The sequence below is a fragment of the Streptomyces sp. 11-1-2 genome, assembly GCF_003595545.1.
In the GTDB taxonomy this organism is placed as follows: domain Bacteria; phylum Actinomycetota; class Actinomycetes; order Streptomycetales; family Streptomycetaceae; genus Streptomyces; species Streptomyces hygroscopicus_B.
In genome coordinates, this window is sequence record NZ_CP022545.1 from 4,762,307 (window position 1) to 4,784,862 (window position 22,556).

At 72.8% G+C, this 22,556-nt stretch carries 15 protein-coding genes and 2 tRNA genes; 5 read left to right on the forward strand and 12 right to left on the reverse strand.

Going from position 1 to position 22,556, the window contains the following annotated elements; genetic code table 11:
- Positions 1 to 257 precede the first annotated feature (257 nt).
- The 7 genes from CGL27_RS19875 to CGL27_RS19905 all read right to left on the reverse strand — a co-directional run bounded on the left by CGL27_RS19875 (position 258) and on the right by CGL27_RS19905 (position 7,591).
- Positions 258 to 2,054: a DEAD/DEAH box helicase gene (locus CGL27_RS19875; RefSeq protein ID WP_119989013.1), complete on the reverse strand. Its 1,797-nt coding sequence runs from the start codon at positions 2,052 to 2,054 to the stop codon at positions 258 to 260.
- A gap of 111 nt (positions 2,055 to 2,165) precedes the next feature.
- Positions 2,166 to 2,549, reverse strand: a complete 384-nt coding sequence (locus CGL27_RS19880) for a type II toxin-antitoxin system death-on-curing family toxin (protein WP_119989015.1) — start codon at positions 2,547 to 2,549, stop codon at positions 2,166 to 2,168.
- Positions 2,550 to 2,747 (reverse strand): Arc family DNA-binding protein, encoded by a 198-nt coding sequence (locus CGL27_RS19885; protein ID WP_119994461.1) that lies wholly within the window; start codon positions 2,745 to 2,747, stop codon positions 2,550 to 2,552.
- 41 nt (positions 2,748 to 2,788) lie between these two features.
- A complete protein-coding gene (locus CGL27_RS19890) occupies positions 2,789 to 4,306 on the reverse strand; it encodes an MFS transporter (RefSeq protein WP_205587720.1) in 1,518 nt (505 codons plus the stop codon).
- A gap of 602 nt (positions 4,307 to 4,908) precedes the next feature.
- Positions 4,909 to 5,979, reverse strand: a complete 1,071-nt coding sequence (locus CGL27_RS19895) for a putative sulfate exporter family transporter (protein ID WP_119989017.1) — start codon at positions 5,977 to 5,979, stop codon at positions 4,909 to 4,911.
- Complete coding sequence (locus CGL27_RS19900) at positions 5,976 to 6,572, reverse strand: cysteine dioxygenase family protein (protein ID WP_119989018.1); 597 nt, start codon at positions 6,570 to 6,572, stop codon at positions 5,976 to 5,978. The genes CGL27_RS19895 and CGL27_RS19900 overlap by 4 nt, the downstream gene beginning before the upstream one ends.
- Before the next feature lie 113 nt (positions 6,573 to 6,685).
- Positions 6,686 to 7,591: a LysR family transcriptional regulator gene (locus tag CGL27_RS19905; protein ID WP_119989020.1), complete on the reverse strand. Its 906-nt coding sequence runs from the start codon at positions 7,589 to 7,591 to the stop codon at positions 6,686 to 6,688.
- 180 nt (positions 7,592 to 7,771) lie between these two features.
- Between CGL27_RS19905 and CGL27_RS19910 the strand changes: the two genes are divergently transcribed.
- Complete coding sequence (locus CGL27_RS19910) at positions 7,772 to 8,647, forward strand: alpha/beta hydrolase (protein ID WP_119989022.1); 876 nt, start codon at positions 7,772 to 7,774, stop codon at positions 8,645 to 8,647.
- A gap of 147 nt (positions 8,648 to 8,794) precedes the next feature.
- Positions 8,795 to 8,869, forward strand: a tRNA-Cys gene (locus CGL27_RS19915).
- Between the two features lie 169 nt (positions 8,870 to 9,038).
- Here the strand turns inward: CGL27_RS19915 and CGL27_RS19920 are convergent.
- Entirely contained in the window at positions 9,039 to 10,154 is a 1,116-nt protein-coding gene (locus CGL27_RS19920; RefSeq protein ID WP_119989024.1) for a SpoIIE family protein phosphatase, read from the reverse strand.
- A 137-nt stretch (positions 10,155 to 10,291) separates the two neighbouring features.
- Between CGL27_RS19920 and CGL27_RS50115 the strand changes: the two genes are divergently transcribed.
- The 3 genes from CGL27_RS50115 (at position 10,292) to gntA (ending at position 15,788) form a co-directional block, all read left to right on the forward strand.
- Positions 10,292 to 10,384, forward strand: a tRNA-OTHER gene (locus CGL27_RS50115).
- 322 nt (positions 10,385 to 10,706) lie between these two features.
- Positions 10,707 to 14,792: an amino acid adenylation domain-containing protein gene (locus CGL27_RS19925; protein WP_240450571.1), complete on the forward strand. Its 4,086-nt coding sequence runs from the start codon at positions 10,707 to 10,709 to the stop codon at positions 14,790 to 14,792.
- Between the two features lie 303 nt (positions 14,793 to 15,095).
- A complete protein-coding gene (gene gntA / locus CGL27_RS19930; protein ID WP_119989028.1) occupies positions 15,096 to 15,788 on the forward strand; it encodes a guanitoxin biosynthesis heme-dependent pre-guanitoxin N-hydroxylase GntA in 693 nt (230 codons plus the stop codon).
- A 52-nt stretch (positions 15,789 to 15,840) separates the two neighbouring features.
- Here gntA and CGL27_RS19935 read toward each other — a convergent pair whose 3' ends face one another.
- From CGL27_RS19935 to CGL27_RS19950, 4 genes are all read right to left on the reverse strand, one after another.
- On the reverse strand, positions 15,841 to 16,641 hold the full coding sequence (locus tag CGL27_RS19935) for a polysaccharide deacetylase family protein (RefSeq protein WP_119994463.1): 801 nt from the start codon (positions 16,639 to 16,641) through the stop codon (positions 15,841 to 15,843).
- A gap of 359 nt (positions 16,642 to 17,000) precedes the next feature.
- A complete protein-coding gene (locus CGL27_RS19940; RefSeq protein WP_119989030.1) occupies positions 17,001 to 19,322 on the reverse strand; it encodes a molybdopterin cofactor-binding domain-containing protein in 2,322 nt (773 codons plus the stop codon).
- Entirely contained in the window at positions 19,319 to 21,469 is a 2,151-nt protein-coding gene (locus CGL27_RS19945) for a (2Fe-2S)-binding protein (RefSeq protein WP_240450572.1), read from the reverse strand. The genes CGL27_RS19940 and CGL27_RS19945 overlap by 4 nt, the downstream gene beginning before the upstream one ends.
- The gene (locus CGL27_RS19950; protein WP_059144504.1) at positions 21,466 to 22,365 is read right to left on the reverse strand and encodes an FAD binding domain-containing protein; all 900 of its coding nucleotides are present in this window, start codon (positions 22,363 to 22,365) and stop codon (positions 21,466 to 21,468) included. Before CGL27_RS19950 ends, CGL27_RS19945 begins: the two co-directional genes overlap by 4 nt.
- Positions 22,366 to 22,556: the final 191 nt, after the last annotated feature.

Consider the following 22,556-nt stretch of genomic DNA (forward strand, 5'->3'; position numbering starts at 1 on the left):
ATAAGAGGGGCGTGCGACCGGTTCATGAAACTTTTCGAAAAGGGGTTGCGCAGGGCATCACCGCCCTGCGCCTATGTCACCGCGCGGGGTGTCCGACGGATCTTGCCGCCCGCGGCGGGCTGTTCCCCTCCCCGCCCCTTCCCTCGACTGGGGCTCCGCCCCAGACCCCGGGGTCCAGGGGCGAGCCCCTGCCACGCGGCGGAACCGCATATCGATGCTGTGGGAAGGGGCGGGGAGGGGAAGGGAAGGTCCACGCGTCAGCGCATGCGCGTCGCCCACTCCTGGACCTTCTTGATCCGCTCGCGGATCTGCCCCGCCGTCGCCTCCGCGCTCGGCGGGCCGCCGCAGACCCGGCGCAGCTCGGTGTGGATCACGCCATGCGGCTTGCCGCTCTGGTGGACATACGCCCCGACCAGCGTGTTGAGCTGCTTGCGCAGCTCCAGCAGCTCCCTGTGGGTGACCACCGGCCGCCGCTCCGCCGGGAGCTCCAGCAGATCCGCCTCCTCGTCCGGCTTCTTGCGGCTGTGCGCGATCTGCTTGGCCTGCCGCTTCTGGAGCAGCATCTGCACCTGGTCGGGTTCGAGAAGCCCGGGGATGCCGAGGTAGTCCTGTTCCTCGTCGCTGCCCGGATGCGCCTGCATGCCGAACTCGGCGCCGTCGTACAGCACCCGGTCGAAGACCGCGTCCGACTCCAGCGCCTCGAAGGGGAGTTGGTCCTGTTCGCCGGTGTCCTCGTCCTGCTGCTTCTCGGCCTCCTCGAGGAGCTTCTCCTCCTCCGCGTACGGGTTCTCCTCCTCGCCGTCCTTCTTCGGCTTGTCCAGGACGTGGTCGCGCTCGACCTCCATCTCGCCCGCGAAGCCGAGCAGCATCGGGATGGTGGGGAGGAAGACGGACGCGGTCTCGCCGCGCCGCCGCGACCGTACGAAACGGCCGACGGCCTGGGCGAAGAAGAGCGGTGTGGAGATGGTGGTCGCGTAGACCCCGACCGCCAGCCGGGGCACGTCCACGCCCTCCGACACCATGCGGACCGCGACCATCCAGCGGTCGTCGGAGTGGCTGAAGTCCTCGATCCGCTGGGACGCCGCCGCCTCGTCGGAGAGCACGAGCGTCGCCTTGTTGCCGGTGATCTCGCGGATCAGCTTGGCGTACGCACGGGCCGAGTCCTGGTCGGCCGCGATGACGAGCGCCCCCGCGTCCGGGATGCCCTTACGGACCTCGGACAGCCGCTGGTCGGCGGCGCGCAGCACATTCGGCATCCAGTCGCCGCGCGGATCGAGCGCGGTGCGCCACGCCTGGGAGACGGCGTCCTTGGTCATCGGCTCGCCGAGCCGCGCCTCGATCTCGTCGCCCGCCTTGGTCCGCCAGCGCATGTTGCCGCTGTAGGAGAGGAAGATGACGGGGCGCACCACACCGTCGGAGAGCGCGTTGCCGTAGCCGTAGGTGTAGTCGGCGGAGGAGCGCCGGATCCCGTCGTTGCCCTCTTCATAGGTGACGAAGGGGATGGGGTTGGTGTCGGACCGGAACGGGGTGCCGGTGAGCGCCAGCCGCCGGGTCGCCGGCTCGAACGCCTCCAGACACGCCTCGCCCCAGGAGCGGGAGTCGCCGGCGTGGTGGATCTCGTCGAGGATGACGAGCGTCTTGCGCTGCTCGATCCGGTTGCGGTGCAGCATGGGCCGGACGCCGACGCCCGCGTAGGTGACGGCGATCCCGTGGTACTCCCGGCTCAGCGGACCCGCACTGTACTCCGGGTCCAGCTTGATGCCGATCCGCGCGGCGGCCTCCGCCCACTGCTTCTTCAGATGCTCGGTCGGCGCGACGACCGTCACCTGCTGGACGACGTGGTGGTGCAGCAGCCAGGACGCGAGGGTCAGCGCGAAGGTGGTCTTACCGGCGCCGGGGGTCGCGACCGCGAGGAAGTCCCGCGGCTGCTCCTGGATGTACTTGTCCAATGCGCCCTGCTGCCAGGCGCGCAGCTTGCTCGCGGTACCCCAAGGAGCCCGGCCGGGGAAGGCGGGCGAGAGGTGATGGCTGGTGGAGGCGGCAGTAGTACTCACGGTCTCCGTCGGGCTGGCTCGGCGAGGTCGATCGGGAACCGCGTCAGCCTACCGGTGCCATCGTTCACGCTCGGGGGTACGGGCTGATCCCACCCGAGGGTGGGATCAGACTCACATCGCCTCGTGCAGCCTCCGCAATCGGGACGCGATGTCCGCCACGTCCTCGAGCGCGCCTGCGGCCACACCGACCACCAGCTTGTACGCCTCGTCCTGGTCGACGTCGAGCATCTCGGTGCCGTTGATGTCGAGGAAGACCACCGTGCACATCCACGCCATCCGCTTGTTGCCGTCCACCAGCGGGTGGTTGACGGCGAGCGACTGGAGCAACGCGGCGGCCTTCTCGAAGTGGTCGGTGTACGCCTCTATGCCGAACATCTGCGACTGCGGACGATGCACAGCCGAGCTCAGCAACCCCAGATCGCGCACCGCGATCCGCTGCCCCCCACAGGCGATTTCCGCCAGGTCCAGCACTTCCTGGACCGTCAGGTACTTCACTTACTCCCCCAGCCTCCGCAGAAGGTCCGCGTGGCGTGCCGCGTACTTCGCCCCCAGGCGCTGGACCGACTCGCAGTCCGCCTCTTGCTCGAGATACCGATCGATCGCCTGAAGCACTATGGCGTGCATACTGCGGCCCTCCTCCTCGGCCCGCTGCTTGAGCGCCTCTTGCTGGTCGTCGCGCAGTCGGAGATTCATAGCCATACCAAAACGGTACCACTAGTGGGGTCAAGGTGGTACTACGCGGTGACGGGCCGCAACCGCGTCGTCACCCACGCCCCCGCCAGCGCCACCGCCGCCATCGCCACGTAGACCGCGCCGAAGGCGGCCGGCTGGTGGGAGGCCGTGGAGCCGGTGGCGGCGATATCGCCGCCACCGAAGGAGACGAAGAGGACACCGCTGAGGCCGACCAGCGTGATGTTGCCGAGCGCGTCGGAGACCTGGAGGGAGGCGGAGTTGCTGCCCGCGTCCTCCGGACGGGAGAACTTCAGCAGCAGCACGCTCCCGCTGGAGATGGCCAGCCCCATCCCATAGCCGCCGATCACCCAGGCCACGGCCACGATCCAGGCCGGGACGGAGTCGATGAGGGCCAGGAGCACCGCGGCGATGGACACGGCGATCAGAAGCATGCCGAGACCCATCAGCCGTTCGCGGTGCGGCTCCAGGCGGGGCCGGCTCTGGGTGTACGAACCCAGGGCCCAGGTGAGTCCGCCGCCGGTGAGGGAGAGCCCGGCGGCGGTCGCGGACAGGTCGCGCTGGGTCACCAGCATCAGCGGAACGAAGCTCTCCGCGCCCAGGAAGGACCCCGCCGCCACCCCGCGCAACAGGATCACCGACGGCAGTCCGCGGGCGGCGCGGAAGGTGCCCTCGGGGAGCAGCCGCAGTACACACGGGACGAGCAGGGCGAGACCGGCGGCGGCCGGGACGAGGGAGAGCCAGCTGAGGTCCTGGCCCGCGTACTGCAGCAGCCCGGCGCCGGCCGCGACGGCGAGCGCGAGAAGGATCCGGCGGCGGTTCATACCCGCGGAGCGCTCGCTCGGGGGCAGGGCGCGCAGCGCGGGGAGCATCACCGCGAGCGGCGGCAGCACCAGCACCGGGATGGCCAGGAACACCCAGCGCCAGCCGACCTGTTCGGTGACGGTCCCGGCGGCGAGCGGGCCGACGATGACCGGCAGCACCCAGGCGGCGGAGAAGGACGCCAGCACGGCGGGCTGCAGCCGCTGCGGATAGGCGCGGCCGACCACCACATACAGCGCGACGATCACCAGCCCGCCGCCTATGCCCTGCACCGCGCGCCCGCCCACGAACATCCACATCCGCTGCGCCGAACCGGCCACCAGCAGCCCGGCGGCGAACGCCGCGATCCCGGTGAACAGCGGCGCCAGCGGCCCCTTGCGGTCGCACCACTCCCCCGACAGCGCCATCGCGAACAGGCTCGCGGTGAAGTAGGCGGAGAAGGCGTACGCGTAGAGCTCGACCCCGTCCAGCGCGCGGGCCGCGACCGGCATCGCGGTATTGACCGCGCTCGCCTCGAAGGCGATGAGGGAGACGACGGTGACGATGCCGAGGGTGAGGGCGCGGTAGCGCCTCCCCAGTACGGTGTCGCCGGTGCCGCCGCCGCCCTCCAGGCCCGGGTCCAGGCCCAGGTCCAGGTCTCCGTCTTGCGGCTCGGGCGGGACGGGGGATGCCTGGGGCGGCAGGGGGGCGGCGCTGTCCGTGACGGCGGCGTCGGCGTCATGCGGGTCGCGAGGGGTCATGGCGTCAGAGTAAGTGGCGTTCCGGGAGGTCACACCTGTCGCGGGACGGACCCGCGCTCGGCCGTTGGCCCTAGGGCGCCCTGCCCGCGACGCGGGCCCTGGCCGCGCCCCCACAACCCTGGCCGCGCGCCGCCGTGGCCCACCGGACGGGCGCGGCCCCCGCCACCCATGCCTGCACGCCGGACCCTGGCCGCGCCCCGACACCCTGGCTGCGCCCTAGCAACCCTTGCCGCACGCCGGCCTCTGGCCGCACCCCCGACCCTGGCCGCGCCCCCGGTACCCCCGGCGCCCCTGGCCCCCGCCCTGCGGGCCCTCGCCACGCTCCCGGCACCCCTGGCCGTACCCCGCCGGGCCCTCGCCACGCCCCCGGCATCCCTCGCCGCGCCCCCGGGCCCCGGCCGCACTCCGCCCCCGGGCCGCGCCCGGCACCCTCGGCCTGGCCGCGCCCCGGCGCCCGAGCCGCAGCCCCCGGGCCCTGACCGCGCCCCTGGCCGCGCCCCCGGCGCCCCTGGCCCCGGCCCTGGGGCCGCGTGCCCGCGCTCCCGGCCGCGCCCGGCGCTCCGGGCCTCGCCGTAGCCCGGCGCCCCTGGCCGCCCCCGGCCCTACGTGGTGAGCAGCACCCCCGCGTACGACGCCCCCGCGATCACCACCCATGCGCACAGCCCCAGCGCCGCGACCCGGGCGCCGGTGCGGGTGAGTGAGGGGAGGTGGACGGCGCTGCCGAGGCCGAAGAGGGCGGCGGCGAGGAGGAGTTCCTGGGCCGTGGCGGCGGTGTCCAGCGCGGCGGTGGACAGGAGGTCCGTGCTGCGCAGGGCGGTCATCGTGAGAAAGCCGAGGACGAACAGCGGCACCAGCGGCGGCCGCCGCTTCGCCGCCTCGCCCGCCGCCGTCCCCTCGCCCGCCGCCGCCTTGGCGCGCTCCCGCACCCGTACGGACGTCGCGAGCGCCGCGACCAGCGGGGCGAGCAGGGCCACCCGCACCAGCTTGACCAGCACCGCGTCGCCCAGTGCCGCCGGCCCGGCGGTCTGCGCGGTGGCCACGACCTGGCCCACGTCGTGCACGCTCGCGCCCACCCACCTGCCGAACGCCACGTCGTCCAGCCCCAAGGGGTGCTGAAGCAGCGGCAGGACGGCGATGGCGAGCGTGCCGCACAGCGTCACCAGCGCCACGGAGGTGGCCACATCGCGCTCATCGCTCTCCGACACCTCGCTCACCGCGCCGATGGCGGAGGCCCCGCAGATCGAGTAGCCGGTCGCGATCAGCAGTGGCTGATCGCCGCGCAGCCCCATCCGGCGGCCGAGCCACCAGGTGCCGCAGAAGGTGGCCGCGACGACGCCCAGGACCATCGCCACGGTGGCCCAGCCGAGGCCCAGCACATCGTTCAGGCTGAGCTTGAGACCGAGCAGCACGATGCCGAGGCGCATCAGCCGCTTCCCGGCGAAGGAGAGGCCGGCGCGGCAGACGCCCCGGACGAGTCCGCGCGCCCCCGGCAGATGGGCTGCGACGATGCCCAGCACCACGGCGGCGGTCAGCAGAGGTACGGCGGGGAGCAGCCGGTGGACGCCCCAGGCGGTCGCGACCCCGGCCGCGGCGAGCCCGAGCCCGTACGCGGTGGCGGGCGGCCGCCATCCGGCGGCCTGCCGCGCCCGGCCGGGCGCGGCGGTCAGCGTCACTGGCCGTCCGCCGTCGAAAGGCCGTGGGCCTCGTCCGCCGTCGGAAGGTCGTAGACCCGCCGGACGCTGCTGCCCAGGCGGGCGATGTCCGCCCCGTAGACATGGATCGAGATCGCCTTCGTCCCGCAGGCGTTCCACACCCTGTGGATATCTCCGGGCGGCGCGAAACCGCACACCGCGCCCCGCGGGTTGACCACGTCCTCCACCGCGATCAGCCGCGAGCCCGGACCGTCGGGCACGAGGCGGTAGCGCCGCTCGTGCTCCTCGCCCTCGTGGACGCCGGTCACACACCAGGACACATGGTCATGGATCGCCGTGCGCTGGCCGGGCAGCCACACCAGCGCGACGATCGAGAAGCTGCCGTCGGGCTCGGCGTGCAGAACGTGCTGGCGGTAGCGGTCGGGGTCGCCCTCGCGCTGCCCCGGGGTGAGCAGATCGGCCGCGCCGAGGTGGGGCGCCAGCCGCTCGCCGACCAGATAGGCGGTCACATCGGGCGCCAGCCCCCGGTCGACGGCCTCGCGGACGTCGCCGACGAACTCGCCGAGGCGTGCCGTGAGAAGACGGGAGGACGGATACGCGGTCGGGGTGCTCATGGTGGCAGCGTCCTGCCGCCCGCTCCATCACGTCCAACGACAGGTTGTTGAGCTGTCTCCAAGATCTGCTTATGGATGGCGCTTATGGACAGGCGGTCAGCGCACGGCCGGGCTCAGCATCCGACCCGGTTCCCCGCCACCGTCTTCAGCTCCTCCAGCACCCGCGCGGTGGCCGGTATCTCCAGATGTTCGCGCAGCACATACGCCGAGACATGGCGGCGCGAGGCGGGGTCCAGGGCGCGCCCGGTGACCTTCTGATGGCACAGGAACGAGAGCACCAGCCCCGGCATCATCGCCACGCCGAGCCCGGCCGCGACCATGCTCTGCACCACCAGATTGTCGTCGGTGGTGAAGGCGATGTCCGGGGCGAAGCCCTGCTCCGCGCATTCGTGCAGGAAGTTGGCGCGGCACCGCAGGCACCCGGCGATCCAGCGCTCCTCGCTCAGCTCCGCCAGCTTGACCGCCCGCCGTCTGGCCAGCGGATGCCCGGTCGGCAGCAGCACTGTCAGCTGGTCCTCCAGCAGCGGGATCTCCACCAGCTCGGCGGGGGTCTCCTCGCGCAGCCCCGGATAGGTGAAGGCGAGCGTGATGTCGCACTCCCCGCGCACCACCCGCCCCAGCGAGTCCGGCGGCTCGCCCTCCAGCAGCTCCACCCGCACCCCCGGATGGGCGGCGGCGAGCCGGGCCATGGCCTCGGGGATGAGGGTCGCGTTGGCGCTGGGGAAGGCGCAGACCCGCACTCGGCCCGAGCGCAGCCGGGTGATGGCGTTCATCTGCTGCTGGGCGGTGGAGATGCTGGTCAGGATGGTGTCGGCGTGACGGGCGAGGGTCTCCCCCGCCTCGGTCAGCCGCATCCCGCGGCCGACCCGGATGAACAGTGGACTGCCGACGGCCCGTTCCAGCGCCTTCATCTGCTGGGTGATGGCCGGCTGGGTGTAGCCGAGCGCGCGGGCGGCTCCGGAGTAGGAGCCGGAGCGGACCACCTCGTGGAACGTCTTGACGTGCCGGGAATCGAACACATTCGCATCATACGGAGAAGCGGACGGAAACCATAAGCGTAATTTGGGTTCGCACAAGATCACCCCAACCGAAGCTTTTGCGTCACGCGGACCGCCGCCCACGGCCCATGCGCCACACCCGGCACACCACGCCCCCGGTCAAGCACGGTCAAGATGACGATGCTGGGGCAAGCTGACTCCATGCCGCACTACACCTCGTACGACGGAACCGAGCTGGCCTACCGCGTCCTGGAGGCCCGGGACGGCTCAGCGGGGCCGCCGCTGATCTGCCTGGCGGGCGGGCCGGGGCGCAGCGCCGCGTATCTGGGCGACCTCGGCGGACTGAACGCCCATCACACCCTCGTCATCCCCGACAGCCGCGGCACCGGGGACTCCCCGCCCGCCGTCGACCCCAGTGGCTACGCCTTCCCGGGGCTCGCCGAGGACCTCGAGGCGCTCCGCCGCCATCTGGACCTCGCCCGCTTCCCGCTGCTCGCCCATGACGCGGCCGCCGCGACGGCCCAGGCGTACGCGGCCGCCCACCCTGAGCGGCTCGGCCGGCTGATCGTGGTCTGCCCGGGCGCGCGGCTGCAGGGCGAACTCCCCGAGGACGCCCGGGAGATCTTCGAGTCCCGCTCCGACGAGCCCTGGTGGCAGGAGGCGTATGCGGCGGTCCAGCTACTGCCCGACACCACCGACCTCGCCGAGGTGCGCAGGCTGCTGCTGCAGGCCGCCCCCATGGCGTACGGCCGCTGGGAGGAGCCCCAGCGGGCGCACGCCGAGAGCGAGGGCGAGCAGCTCGGGCCGGTGCCGCGGGCCGGTTTCTGGCAGGGCGTCGACGAGGCGGGGCGGCGCGCGGTGCTGGCCCGGCTGCGCGAGGTGCCGTGCCCGGTGCTGGCGATCACCGGCGACCGGGACGCGGTGACCGGGATGCGGGCCGGGGAGCTGGTCGCCGAGTCCTTCCCGGACGGGCACGTGCGGCCCCTGCCCGGGGTGGGCCACTATCCGTGGGTCGACGACCCGGATCTCTTCCGCCAGGTGGTCGAGGACTTCCTGGCGGATCGCCCCGCGCCGTGAGCCGGGGCCCGGCCGCCCCCGAGCGGGCGTACCCGGGCGGGCGTATCCGGCGGCCATGAACGCAGTGTGTCAGTCGTATGGCAGCCCCCGCCTCGGCGTTGTGCCCGCCCCAGCCCCGTCCTATCGTCGGGAACAGAGCACGACGTCGGCCGTGTGCCCGAGTGGTTGAGGGGCTCGACTGCAAATCGAGTTACGTGGGTTCGATTCCCGCCACGGCCTCCAGTTCTGAACGGGGTAAGTGCAGGGACAGTGCCATTGCGGGGTGCCCCCTTGGTCCTGTCCGTCTCACTTCTCCATCGGTAAGCCAGTTGGCGCTCCAGTTGGCCAGTCCCGTGCTCAGGCGCCCGTGTTGTCCGAACAGCGCGCACTGCCGCGGAGGTGGCGGGCCGGGTCACAGGTGCTCGACGACCAGGGCGGTGTCGTCGGTGACTCCGCCGGGCGGGAGCAGGTCGGCCAGCAGGGCGTCGGCGAGAGCTTCGGGGTCGGCTGCCTGGTGGCGAACCAGGGAATCGGCGAGCCGCGCGAGGCCCGTGTCGATGTCTTCGCTGCGGCGTTCGATCAGGCCGTCGGTGTACAGCGCGAGGACGGCGCCCTCGGTGAAGGGCGCGGTGGCCTGGGGCCGGGAGGCGTGTTCAGGACGGGCTCCGAGTGGCGGGTCGGTGGCCCGGTCCAGGAACTCCACGGTGCCGTCCCTCCGCAGGAGGGCCGGTGGAGGGTGGCCGGCGCTGCTGTAGGTGACGGTGTGGGTGCCCCAGTCGACGAACGTCGTGGCCACTGTGGTGTTCTCAGCACCGGCGATGGAGCGGGCGTACAGCCCAAGGACTTCCAGGGCCCCGTCAGGACCGTCGGCCGCGCGGCAGGCGGCGCTGAGCGCGCTGCGCAGTTGTCCCATGACTTTGGCCGCGGACAGACCGTGGCCGACAACGTCGCCGACGGCGATCGCGATGCGGTCGCCGGGCAGGTCGACCAGGTCGTACCAATCGCCACAGACGTGCAACGTGTCGACAGCGGGCCGGTAGCGTACGGCCGCCTGGTGGCGCCCGACCGGGCAGGAAACGGGCAGCATGGCCTCTTGCAGGCTCAGCGCGACTTCGCGGGCGCGGATGAGTTCGGTGACCTCCTCCACCCGATGCAGCAGCAGCGCCACCCGCCCATCCGGACCGAAGATGGGAACGTTGGTCCAGGTCCAGTACCGCTCCTCCCGTACCCCGGGCCGGTCAGGGTTCTCCACGTCGGCCCGCTGCAGCGCCAGGGTGTCGCGCTCACCGGTTTCCGCCACCCGGAGCAGTGACGCCTGAATGTTGGGCACGACGGCCGCGGCAGGGTCGTCCGGGTTGTCGCGGAAGTCGTCGGGCAGGTAGCTGCCGATGACCTGCTCGCGGGTGCGGCCCAAGGTCCGCAGGAACTCCTCGTTCACGTCCGCGTAGATCAGCCGCGGGGTCAGCAGTGCCACCGCCCCGGGAAGGGCCTGGAACACCGCCGCGTAGTCGGTCTCCGCTTCCGCCACGTCTTTTCCCGCCTTGGCGCCACCCCTGGTGTCTGTCTCCACGGTACTCCTGCGGCGGTGCCGGGCAGGTCGCACGGGGCGGCGGCCGGCGGGGAGGGCCGAGGAAGTCCGTTCGTCGCCCTCGGGAAGGCATGCCGGGCCGTGGACGCAAACCGGCTCGCCAAGAACTCTCGGACTCGCCGGCCGAAGCGCTCAATCGAGTTACGTGGGTTCGATTCCCGTCACGGCCTCCGCACACCTTGCGCGGGCGCCCTCATGGGCGTCCGCGCAATGCGTTGCCGCTCGGTGAACTCTCGGACATGCTCTGGACACACGCGCCCTCCTGACGCATGCTCATCCACGCCATCCAGCCGTCTCGGCACCGGGATACCCCAGGTAAATCCCTAGGGCTTCGGCGATTTTCACACTCTCGCCACCGAACGGTCTCCTGACCCCCTCACTGAGTGCAATTGCGTCTCATAGGGTCAGTGTGGTGCCTGCGGCCGCGTGGAAAACGACTCCCGGTCGACAGGCACCTTTTTCGACCGTGGTTCCATCCTCAATGGGGGAAATGTGCAGCCCGCCGCACCGGCCGCCCGTCTGCCGCTCTCGACCGGCCAGAGTGAGATCTGGTTCATTGAGCAGCTGGAGCCGCCGGAGAGCACCACCTTCAGGGTCGGCGAGTACCTGGAGATACAAGGACCGATAGACACCGAGATATTCGAGCGGGCGCTGCGCCGGGCCGTGGCGGAGGCCGAGCCCTACAACGTGCGGGTCGGCGAGGACGACGGGGAGCCCTGGCAGATCCTGGACCCGGTGACCGACTGGGAGCTGCCGAAGCTGGACCTCACCGGCGAGGACGACCCCTGGGCCGCGGCCGAGCGGTGGATGAAGAACGACCTGGCCACGGGGGCGCTCAGGCTGGGCGACTACCCCGCGTTCTCCTTCGCCCTGCTGAAGGTGGAGCCCGAGCGCTTCCTCTGGTACCAGGGCACCCACCACATCGTCTCGGACGCCGGATCGGCCGCCCTGCTGGGCCGGCGGACCGCCGAGGTGTACACCGCGCTCATGGCGGGGACCGAACCGGCCGAGGGGGAAACGGTCTTCGGCTCCCTCCAGGCGATGGTGGACCAGGACGCGGAATACCGGGCCTCGCCGGATTTCGCCAAAGACCGCGCGTACTGGCTGGAACACGTCGGCGATTCCCCGCACCCCGCACGGCTTTCCACCCACCCCACCAGGGAACTTTCCACCGTCCTCCGGCAGACCGCCTACCTGACCGAGGAGGAAGCGGTCGAGCTGCGGGCCGCCGCGCGTAAATACGCCACCCACTGGTCGGCTATGATCATCGCAGCGACCTCCCTTTATCTGCATCGATTGACCGGTAAATCGGACATCATTCTGACGCTGCCGGTCTCGGGCCGTACCGATGCCACCGCCCGTGCCATTCCGGGGATGTTCGCCAATGTGGTGCCGCTGCGCATCCAGGTGCGCGCCGATATGCGAATACGGGACCTGATACGGCAGATCTCACGGGAAGTCAGGCAGGCCCTGCGCCATCAGCGCTACCGCCGTATCGACCTCGCCCGGGATCTGCGACTTCCGGACGGCGGAAACGGATTGCTCGGCCCGCACGTCAACATCATGACGTACGACTACGACTTCCACTTCGCCGGTCACCGGGTCAAGGGCCACAACCTCTCCAACGGAACCGTCGAGGACCTCTCGATCATGGGATACGACCGGTCCGACGGCACCGGTATCCGGATCGACCTCAACGCCAATTCCAACCTCTACACCGAGGACGCCCTCATCGCCCACCGGGAGCGCTATCTCGGCCTGCTGCGCTCCCTCTCCGACATCTCCGACCTGCAGCGCACCGTCGGCTCCATGGAGCTGCTGTCCGCCGAGGAGCGCCGGCGGGTCCTGGGCGCGCCGGGCGAGACGGCGCATCCGACCTCCGGCGCCCTCCTCCCGGAGCTGCTGGCGGCCCAGGCCGCCCGGACTCCCGACGCCCGGGCCCTGGTCTGCGCCGACACAGTGGATGACACCGTGCTCAGCTACGCGGAGCTGGACCGGGCGGCGAACCGGCTGGCCCGGGTGCTCATCGCACGCGGCGCCGGGCCCGAGCGCACCGTCGGTGTGGCCCTGCCCCGCTCCGCCGACCTGGTCATCGCGCTGATCGCGGTGCTGAAGACGGGGGCCGCGTATCTGCCCCTGGACCTGGACTACCCGGCCGAGCGGCTGGCGTACATGCTCGACGACGCGGGCCCCGCCCTCGTCGTCACCCGCGCCGACAGCGCCGGGGCCCTGCCCGCGCGCCACGGTGTGGGGCGGCTGCTGCTGGACGTCGTGGACATCACCGGCGCCCGGGGCGCGGGAGACGTTTCCGCTCCGGCGGTGGCGATCGACCCCGAGCACCCCGCGTACATCATCTACACCTCGGGCTCCACCGGCCGCCCCAAGGGCGTCCTCGTGCCCCACCGGGCCGTCGCCAACTGCCTGGAGTGGATGCAGGACGCCTACGGCCTCACCCCCGGGGACCGGATGCTGCAGAAGACCCCGGCCGGGTTCGACGCCTCGGTCTGCGAGTTCTTCTGGCCGCTGCTCAGCGGCGCGACCCTGGTGGTCGCCAAGCCCGGCGGCCACAAGGATCCGGCGTATCTGGCTCGCACGGTGCGCGAACAGGGCATCACCGCGCTCCAGTTCGTACCGTCGATGCTCCAGGCGTTCCTCGCCGACCCGGCCGCCGCCGACGCCTGCGCGGGCATCCTGCGGCGGGCCTCCAGCGGCGGTGAGGCGCTGCCGCGCGAGACCGCCGAGCGGTTCCACGAGCGGTTCCCCGGCGTGCCGCTGAACAACCTCTACGGGCCCACCGAGACCACCATCCAGATCGCCCACCACCCCTCCGCGCCCGGCGGTGAGGGGCCGGTGCCGATCGGCCGGCCGGTGTGGAACACCCGGATGTACGTCCTCGACACCGCCCTGAAGCCCTGCCCGGCCGGGGTCACCGGCGAGCTGTACGTGTCCGGGGCCCAGCTCGCCCGCGGCTATCTGGGCCGCCGGGCCCTGACCGCCGAGCGGTTCGTCGCCGACCCCTACGGCCCGCCCGGCACCCGGATGTACCGCACCGGCGATCTGGCCCGCCGGCTGCCGGACGGCGACGTCGAGTACGTGGGCCGCACCGACGGCCAGGTCCAGCTCCGCGGTTCCCGCATCGAGCTGGGCGAGGTCGAGGCGGCGCTGCGGACGCTCCCCCAGATCGCCGAGGCCGCCGCGGCGATCCGCACCGACCGGCCCGGCGACCAGCGACTGGTCGCCTATGTGACGGCCGCCGGGGACACCCCGCCGGACGCCGCCACGGCCCGCGAGGCGCTGGGCGAGGTGCTGCCCGAGCACATGGTGCCCAGCGCGGTCGTGGTCCTCGGCACCCTCCCCCTGGACGCCAACGGCAAGCTGGACCGCGCCGCGCTGCCCGCGCCCTCCTTCGAGGCCGCCACGGGCGGCCGGGCGCCCCGCACCCCACGCGAGGAGACGCTGTGCGCGCTCTTCGGCGAGGTCCTGGGCGTCGACGGCGTCACCATCGACGACGACTTCTTCCTGCTCGGCGGCCATTCGCTGCTCGCCTCCAAGCTGGCCAGCCAGGCCCGCGCCACGCTGGCCACCGAGCTGTCGATGCGCGACCTCTTCGAGGCGCCGACCGTCGCCCGGCTGGTGGCCCGCCTGGACGCCACGGGACCGGCCGAGGCGCAGCGGCAGCAGCCGCTGGACATCCTGCTGCCGCTGCGCGGCGAGGGGCGGCGCCCGCCGCTATTCTGCGTCCACCCCGGCGGCGGTCTCGGCTGGTCGTACACCGGGCTGCTCCGTCATCTCGCCCCGGACCAGCCGGTGTACGCCCTCCAGGCGCGCGGGCTGACCGAACCGGACGTCCTCCCGGCGAGCGTCGAGGAGATGGCCGCCGACTATCTGCGGCAGATCCGGACCGTCCAGCCGGCCGGTCCGTACCATCTGCTCGGCTGGTCCTTCGGCGGGCTGATCGCGCACGCCATGGCCACCCGGCTGCAGGCCGAGGGCGAGGAGGTCGCCGTGCTGGCCGTGGTCGACGCCTACCCCGACAACGCCCAGGCGCTGCCCGAGGCACCGGAGCTCAGCAAGCGTCAGTGGCTGGGGGTGCTGCTCGACGACATCGGGGGCGGCGACATCTTCGCCCCGGGCTGGCTGCGGGCGCACCCCGACGGCGCGGACGGCACCGCCGACCTGGTGGCGGACCTCTGCCGGGAGACCGGGCTGCCCGCCCGGCTGCTGGAGGGCGAGACCAGCTTCCCGCTGCTCGACATCCTGCTCAACGACCAGGAGCTGATGCGGAAGTTCGCGCCCGACCGGTTCCACGGCGACATGCTGGTGTTCCGGGCCATGGAGGAGATCCCCGGCTACCGGCGCGATCCACTGCATGTGGCGGACGCCTGGCTCTCCTTCGTGGACGGCGCCCTTACGGTGCACGGCGTCCCCGACCACCACTACCGGATGATGCGGGAGGAGTCCCTGGCCCGGATCGGCCCGGTGGTGGCGGCGGCGCTCGAACCCGGCCGCCCCGCGCTCGAACCCGGCCGCCCGGCCGAGTACGACCGCCCCGTACTGAGCGCCGCCGCCATGCGCTGAGCACGGAAGCCGAGCCCGAAAGCCGGGCACGGAAAACGGGCGCCCCGCGACGACGGGGCGCCCACGGCCTACGCCTTACGGACGCGTCGGCTACGTACGGCCGACGCCTTATGGACGCGTCGGCTACGTACGGTTGACGACCGCCGCCTGGGGGCGGATCGGGAGGCGGTTGACCGGACGGCCGGTGGTCCGGGTGCCGGACCACACCACGCGAGGTGCGCAGGTTCTCTGTGAGCGCCTTCGAATGTGGCGAAGGAGATGAGCTCCCGGCGAGGAGGCACGTAGTTGGAAGGAAGGCTCGCCATGACAGTGGACGCACGTGACGAGGTGGAGCGGTTCATCCTGGGGGACCGGTTCGCCTGCCTGGCGGGACGGTCCGCCTGGCGCAAGGGTGGCATCACCCATCGTCACTACGACCTGATGGGGTCCGAGGATTCGGCCCGGCATATGGCATTCGATCTCGCGGATTTCGTGGACTCGGCCGACTGGAGCCACCGGTCGTTCACGAGCTTCATCGCGACCTTCGAGCGGCCTCGCGGGGTGGATGAGCTGCGGTTCGAGGAGTTGCTGTGGGAACAGCTCCAGCTACTCCACGAGCAGGACGCCCGGTCCTATCGCTGGGCCGAGGGCTGTTCGTCCGATCCGCAAGCCGACGAGTTCGCCTACAGCGTCGCCGGTCACCCCTTCTTCGTCATCGGGCTGCACGAGACCCACCGCCGCTGGGGCCGCCGCCCTCCCTTCCCGATGCTGGCCTTCAACTCGCATGAGCAGTTCGACCGCATCAAGGGCGCCGAGATGTGGGACCGCCTCGTGGAGAAGATCCGCAAGCAGGACATCCAGCTCCAGGGCGATATAAACCCCAACCTGCTCGAGTACGGGCAGCTCTCCGAGGCCCGCCGCTACTCCGGCCGCCCGAAGCCCGCGGACTGGCAGTGCCCGTTCGCGGCCCGCGAGGGCGAGCGCGAGCCCGCGCTGACGGGTCCATTCCCGGCCTGAGAGGGCCCGGCCGCGTCCCCGTCCGTGGGGACGCGGGCCGCGGGAACGACCGTCAGCGCACCGGGAAACCGAAGCTGTACCCCTGCTGCTTCAGCCACGGCAGGACCTGGCGCAGCGCCTCGACCGTCTGGCTGCGGTCGCCGCCCGCGTCGTGGAAGAGCACGGTGGGGCCGCTGGAGATCTCGTTCTTGACGGTGTTGACCATGGCCGCGACCCCCGGCTGCTTGAAGTCCTCGGAGTCCACGTTCCAGCCCAGCGGCCGCATGCCCTGCGAAGCGGCGATCTGACGGCTGTACGGGGTGAACGCACCGCCCGGGGCACGGTAGTAGAGCGGCTTGACGCCCCCTGACGCCTTGGTGATCATTCGCTGGGCGTCGAGGATCTCCTTGGACTGGTAGGCCGGTGACTTGCCGCCCATCGTCGTGTCGTGCGATATGGAGTGGTCGCACAGCCGGTGTCCGTCCGCGACCACATCCTTGACCAGGTCCGGGTGGGCCTGAGCCTGCGGACCGACCATGCAGAAGGTGGCCTTGACGCCATTGGCCTTGAGCACCTGGAGGACCTGCGGGGTCCAGGTCGGATCCGGACCGTCGTCGATCGTGATGTTGACGCCCTTGGCGCCCTTGTCGGAGGCGTGGGCCATGTCCATGTTGACCACGGGAGCGGGCAGTTCGGGGTCCGGCTTCGAGGTCTGGCCCACGATCGGCGTCGGCTTCGACGTCGGTGACGCACCCGGCCCCGCGACGGTTCCGGCCTGGGCGGTCCACACGGCGGCCAGGGCGGTCACTCCCGCCACGCCCAATGCCGCCACCACCACTCGGCCATTCGCCCCCATGATCCGGTGCCGCGCCATGTCCGCCTCGCTCCCCATGTCTCCTGTGTCGCTTTCGCAAACATGAGGATGGAGTTGGGGCGGGGAGGGATCCCTCTGTTACACGTCTCGGACAATCCCGCGCCGCGGACGGCGAGGCGCGGGCGGCGGGCCCTCCCGCGGCCTCTTCCGCAGGCGCCCCAAGCGGCCTCGCTGAAGTCCGGTGCAGTTCGGGTGCGCCCCGAAGGGGCGCGGGGCTGTGCCGATGTGCGGCTCCGCCGCGGCTGTGTCGATGTGCGGCTCCGCCGCGGCTGTGCCGATATGCGGCTCCGCCGCGTGGGACCGGCCACGACGCAGCCGCAGATGAACGACCGCACCTCGCGGCACTTCCCGCGGAGCGCTCAGCCCCGGTTGACGACCGCCGCCTGGGGGCGGATCGGGAGGCGGTTGACCGGACGGCCGGTGGCCGCGCGGACCGCCGCCGCCACCGCCGCCGGGGAGGTGACCACCGGCACCGCGCTGACCGGCTTGGCGCCGAAGGGGGCCACCACGTCCCGCTCCTCGACCAGCTTGACGATGCGGATGTCGGGGACGTCCAGGGCGGTCGGCAGGGCGTAGCCGGTCAGGTCCGGGTGCCGGACCACACCGCGCGAGGTGCGCAGGTTCTCGGTGAGGGCCGCGCCGATGCCCTGGGCGACACCCGCCTCGATACGGGCCCTGAGCTGACGAGGGTTGAGGATCCGGCCCACGTCCTGGGCCACCGTCATGTCGACGACCCGTACCGCGCCGATCTCGATGTCGACGTCCACCACGGCGCGCACCGCGCAGTAGGCGAGCCCGACGAAGGCGTCACCCTGCCCGGTCTCGTCCAGTGGCTCGGTGGGATGCGGACGGCACTGCGCGGTGGCCCACAGCTCCTTGCCCTCCAGGGCCTCCTCGACGGTGGTGCTGAGCACCCCGTCATAGGAGGTGATCTTGCCGTCGGCGATGCTGAGCAGCTCGGTCGACATGCCGAACGTATGCGCGAGGGGCTGGAGGAGCTGGGTGCGGACCATCTTCGCGGCCCGCTCGACCGCACCGCCGGAGACCCAGGTGTGACGGCCGCGCGAGGCGGGCCCGGCCGGGGGCTGGTCGGTGTCGATGGGCGCGATATGGACCTCCTCGATGCCGAGGACGTCCTGGACGATCTGGCGGGCCAGCGTGGCGAAGCCCTGGCCGGTGTCCACGGCCGCGCAGATCACGGTGGCCACCGGGCCGGTGACCTTGACGGTGGCGGTGGAGACCTCGTCGGCCCCCTCGGCGCCGAGCATATGGACCATGCCCAGGGCGTAGCCGACCCCGCGCCGCACCGCGGCCGGGTCGCCCGCGCCCTCCAGACCGCCCGGCAGCAGCCACTCCTCCTCGGGGTCGTCCTTGGGGAGGGCGGGCAGCGGTGCGTCCCTTACGGCCTGCAGCAGTTCGGCGACCGGGGCCGGGCAGGTGACGGTCTGTCCGGTGGGCAGCAGATCGCCGGTGGCCATCACATTGCGCATCCGGATCTCGAGGGGGTCGATGCCCAGCTTGGCCGCCAGCTTGTCCATCTGGCCCTCGTACGCCGCGCACACCTGCATCGCGCCCTCGCCGCGCACATGGCCGGAGGGCGGGTTGTTGGTGCGCACGGCCCAGCCCTCGATGAAGGCGTGCGGGACGACGTAAGGGCCGCAGGCGAAGGAGACGGCGGCGGCCAGGGTGTCGCCCGAGGAGTCGGCGTAGGCCCCCGCGTCCAGCAGGATCTGCGCCTCGACCTTGACCAGCTTGCCCTGGGAGTCCGCGTGGTGGCGGTAGCGCAGCAGGGTGGGGTGGCGGTGGGCGTGGCCGAGGAAGGACTCCTCACGGGTGGCGGCCAGCTTCACCGGATGTCCGGTGCGCAGCGCCAGCAGCCCGAGCGGTAGCTGCATCCCCGGGTCCTCGCGCTCGCCCATGGCGCCGGGGACGCCGGTGACGACGACCTTCACCCGCTCCGGCTCCAGCCCGAAGCAGGCGGCGGCCAGGTCGCGGTCGGCGTGCGGATCGGTGGAGGCGGTGTAGATCTCCACCCCGCCGTCGGGGCGCGGCACGGCCAGGCCCGCCTCGGCGCCGATGGGCGCCGGGTCCTGACGGCCGATGCGGTACAGCCCCTCGGCGATGACCTCGCCGACCACGTCCGGGTCACCGAAGGACAGCGGGATATGGCGGACCAGATTGCCGTCGGGGTGCAGCGGCTCGGCGGAGAACGCCTGCTCGGGGTCGGTGACCGGCTCCAGCACCTCGTACTCGACGGCGATGGCGGCGGCGGCCAGCCGGGCCGTGTCGGGGTGGTCGGCGGCGACCGCGGCGATGGGCTCGCCGTGGTGGCGGACCAGATCCTTGGCGAAGACCGGACGGTCGGCGACCCAGCGGCCGTGGGAGGCGTCGCCGGGCACGTCGGCGTGGGTCACCACGGCCCGTACGCCGGGCATCTCGTCGGCCTGCGTGGTGTCGATGGAGACGATGCGGGCGTGCGGGTGCGGGGCGCGCAGCACCGCGGCCCACAGCAGCCCCTCGGCCCACAGGTCGGCCGCGTACGGGAAGGTGCCCGAGGTCTTGGCCGCCGAGTCGGCGGGCGGCAGGGACACGCCGAGGCCCATGGTGGACGGGGGCTGGATGGGCGTTCCGGCGGCGGGGGTGGCGGTGACGGCGCCCCCGCCGTCCGCGATTCCGGTCATGCCGATGCCCTTCCGCTACCGCTTCCGTTGACGCTCCCGTTGCCGGTGATGCCGTGCGGTCCCGTCTGGTGCGGGATACGGGCCGGGTCCTGGTGGGCGTCGGGTCCGCCGTCCGGCTCGGCCTGCGCCGCCTCGTCGGCGGCCTCGCGGCCCGCTACGACCTCGCGGACGGCGTCGAGGATGCCGCGGTAGCCGGAGCAGCGGCAGAGGTTGCCGGAGATCGCCTGGCGGGTCTCCTGGTCGGTGGGGGCGTGGTTGCCCTCGAGGAGGTCGTGCATGGTCATCGCGAGCCCGGGCACGCAGAAGCCGCACTGCACGGCCCCGCACTCGGCGAGCGCCCGCTGGACGTCGGAGGGCTGTCCGCCGGTGGCGAGGCCCTCGACGGTGCGGACCTCGCTGCCCGCGGCGGTGGCGGCGGGCACCAGGCAGGAGGCCACGAGCCGCCCGTCGACCTGGACCGAGCAGGCCCCGCACTCGCCCTGCGAGCAGCCGTCCTTGGCCCCGGCGAGGCCGAGGCGCTCGCGCAGGACGTAGAGCAGCGACTCGCCGATCCAGACGTCGGTGACGGGGCGGTCGGCGCCGTTGACCCGCAGCACGTAGGAGGCGAGCGGATGCTCGCTGTGGCTCGGCTGCTCATCGGCGGCCGGGGCGGCCGGGGCGGAACCGAGGTCCGTAAGGGGCTCGGCGGGGGCGTCGGCGGCCTCGGGAGCGTCCGTCGGGGTCCCGGCCGGGGCGGGCGCCGCGGCGGCCTCAGTGGCCGCGAACTCGGCCTCGGCGGCGGCCGGTTCCGGCTCGGCCGCGGGCTCGGCGGGCTCGGGCTCGGCGTCGTCCGGCAGCGCTTCGGCGGGGGCCTCGGCGGCGCTCGGCGCGGCGTCGGGCGCGTCGATGCGGCCCGCGTCGTCCTCGGGGCCGGGGTGTGGGGCGTGCCCATGGGCGTCGCCCGCGAACCGGTCTTCCGCGAACCGATCATCCGCGAACCGGTCGTCCGCGAACGCGCCGGGCCAGCTCGTCTCCTGGGGCAGCCCGGGCGCCGGGCTGCCGTGCGGCGGGGTCTCCAGCCCGGCGTGCTGGCCGTCGACCGGGAACTCGCCGGAGTCCCCGGCGGCCGGGCCGCCCGGCCGCCGCCCGGGGCCGTCGGCGGGCGTCCGCTCATCGGGCGCCGGGTTGCCATGGGGCGGGGTGCCATGGGGCGGGGTGCGCAGCCCCTGGTGCCCTTCGGCCGCGAACTCGCCCGAGTCCCCGGCGGAGGGCCCCGGCCACGCCGGATCCTGTCGGTCGGGCATGCGCAGTCGACGGCGGGCGGGCGGCTGTGTGGGCGTGACCGGCGGGGCGGACGCGGCCGGGCCCGGGTGGCCCTCGACCGCGTACTCCCCGGAGTCCTCCGCGCCCTCCTCGGCGGCCGGAACCGACCACTGGCCGCTGTGCCCCTGCTGCTGCCCGGGCGCGGGCTGGTGCGGCTGGTGGGGCTGCTGCCGGGGCGCCGACCCGGCGAAGGGCATCCGCAACTGGGCCGTCGTCTGCGGGTCCTGAGGGCCGTCCGCGTGGCCGCCGTACGGAGGCACGGCCGGGCCGGGGTGGTCGTCGACCCGGTACTCACCGGTCTCGTCCACACCCTCGTCGCCCGCGACCGGGATGGTCCACTGGCTGGTCTGCACGGGCCCGCCCGCGCCGTTGTCGGACGAGGCGGGCACCGGCCAGTCGTCCACCGGCTCCTCGGCCGCCGGAGCCGGCCAATGGCCGGTGTGCGGCGGGTGGTGGCCCTGCTGGTCCTCGGTGGGCACCGGCCACTGGACGGAGCCGTGCGGATCGTGGTGGCCGCCGTACAGGTAGCCGCCGTCGGTCTCCGCGGTGGTCCAGTGCCCGGTCATGCCCTGGTCGTGGGCCGCGCCCTGGCCATGGGCGGACGGCTGCCACTGGCCGCCATGGGACGGGTCACCGTGCCCCACGTCCATCGGCGGGGGCGCGTAGCCGGTGCCGGGCGCCGCGAGCGGGTCCCAACGGCCGGACGGATCGGTCGGGTCCGGGTGGGCGTAGTCGGGCGGCAGCTGTACGAAGGCCGTCGACTCGGCGTCGTACTCCGGACCGTGCGGCATCGGCTGCCATCCGCTCCCCGGATCCTGCCGGTGCGGCTGCTGTTCATCACTCACGCGAGTGCCCTCCCCAGAGCTCGGCGGGCCAGGGCCGCCACGGTACGCCTCAGGTGGATCGCGGCAGGTGGCAGGGGGACCGGCTCGCTTCCGTCCTGCGCGGGCAGCGGATCGGGGATGCACGCGGCGGCGACGTACTCGCCGAAAGCGGTGGTGACCTGCGGATCGAGATGGCCGCGGTCGCCGTCCCAGTCGATGAGCGAGGCGACCCAGCGCTCGGCGTCCAGGGGGCGCAGCGGCATCGGCGCGACCGCCCCGACCGCACAGCGCACCCCGCGCCGCGCGGGGTCGAGGACGAGGGCGACGGAGGCGGTGGCCCGGCCGGGCCCGGTGCGCCCGGTGGCCTTGATGAAGGTCTGTGGGGCGTGCAGCAGCGGAACCCGGACGAATCCGACGAGTTCACCGGGGTTCAGCAGATCGACCCCGGCGAGCAGATGGCTGACCGGGATCTCGCGGCGGGACCCCTCGGGCCCGGCGATGATGACCGTGGCCTCCAGTGCGGCGAGCACCGGCAGCGCGTCGCCGGTGGGGGCGGCGGTGACGATGTTGCCGCCGAGGGTGCCCGCGTTGCGGATCTGCGGTGGTCCGGCGGCCCGCGCGGCCGCGGCCAGCGCCGGGATCAGCGCGGCGAAGTCGGGGCGGCCCATCCGGGCGTGGGTGAGTCCGGCGCCGAGGAGGGCGTGCCCGTCCAGATAGCGCCAGCCTCGGATTTCGCTGATCCGGCCGAGGCCGACGAGCGCGGCGGGCCGCAGCAGGCCGGAGTTGACCGCGGCCATCAGATCGGTACCGCCCGCCACGGGCACGGCGGCGGGCATGGCGGCCAGTGCCGCCACGGCCTCGTCGAGCGTGCCCGGCAACGTCACCGTGTGCGCCGCCTGCGGTGCGTGCGTGGTCAACCCAGCTGCCCCTTCCCCGGTGTCCCGGCTGTTGCGCCGTACGGTACGTGCTGACAGCCCGGACGTGGCAACTCTGGCACATCTTGCGAGCCCGTCGTCGTGGGGGTCCGTGATCCGTGGATCCGTCCCTGACCTGGGGGATGGTACGGGTTTGGGGCGAGGTATCCGGCGGGAGTGGATTGCCACGTTTC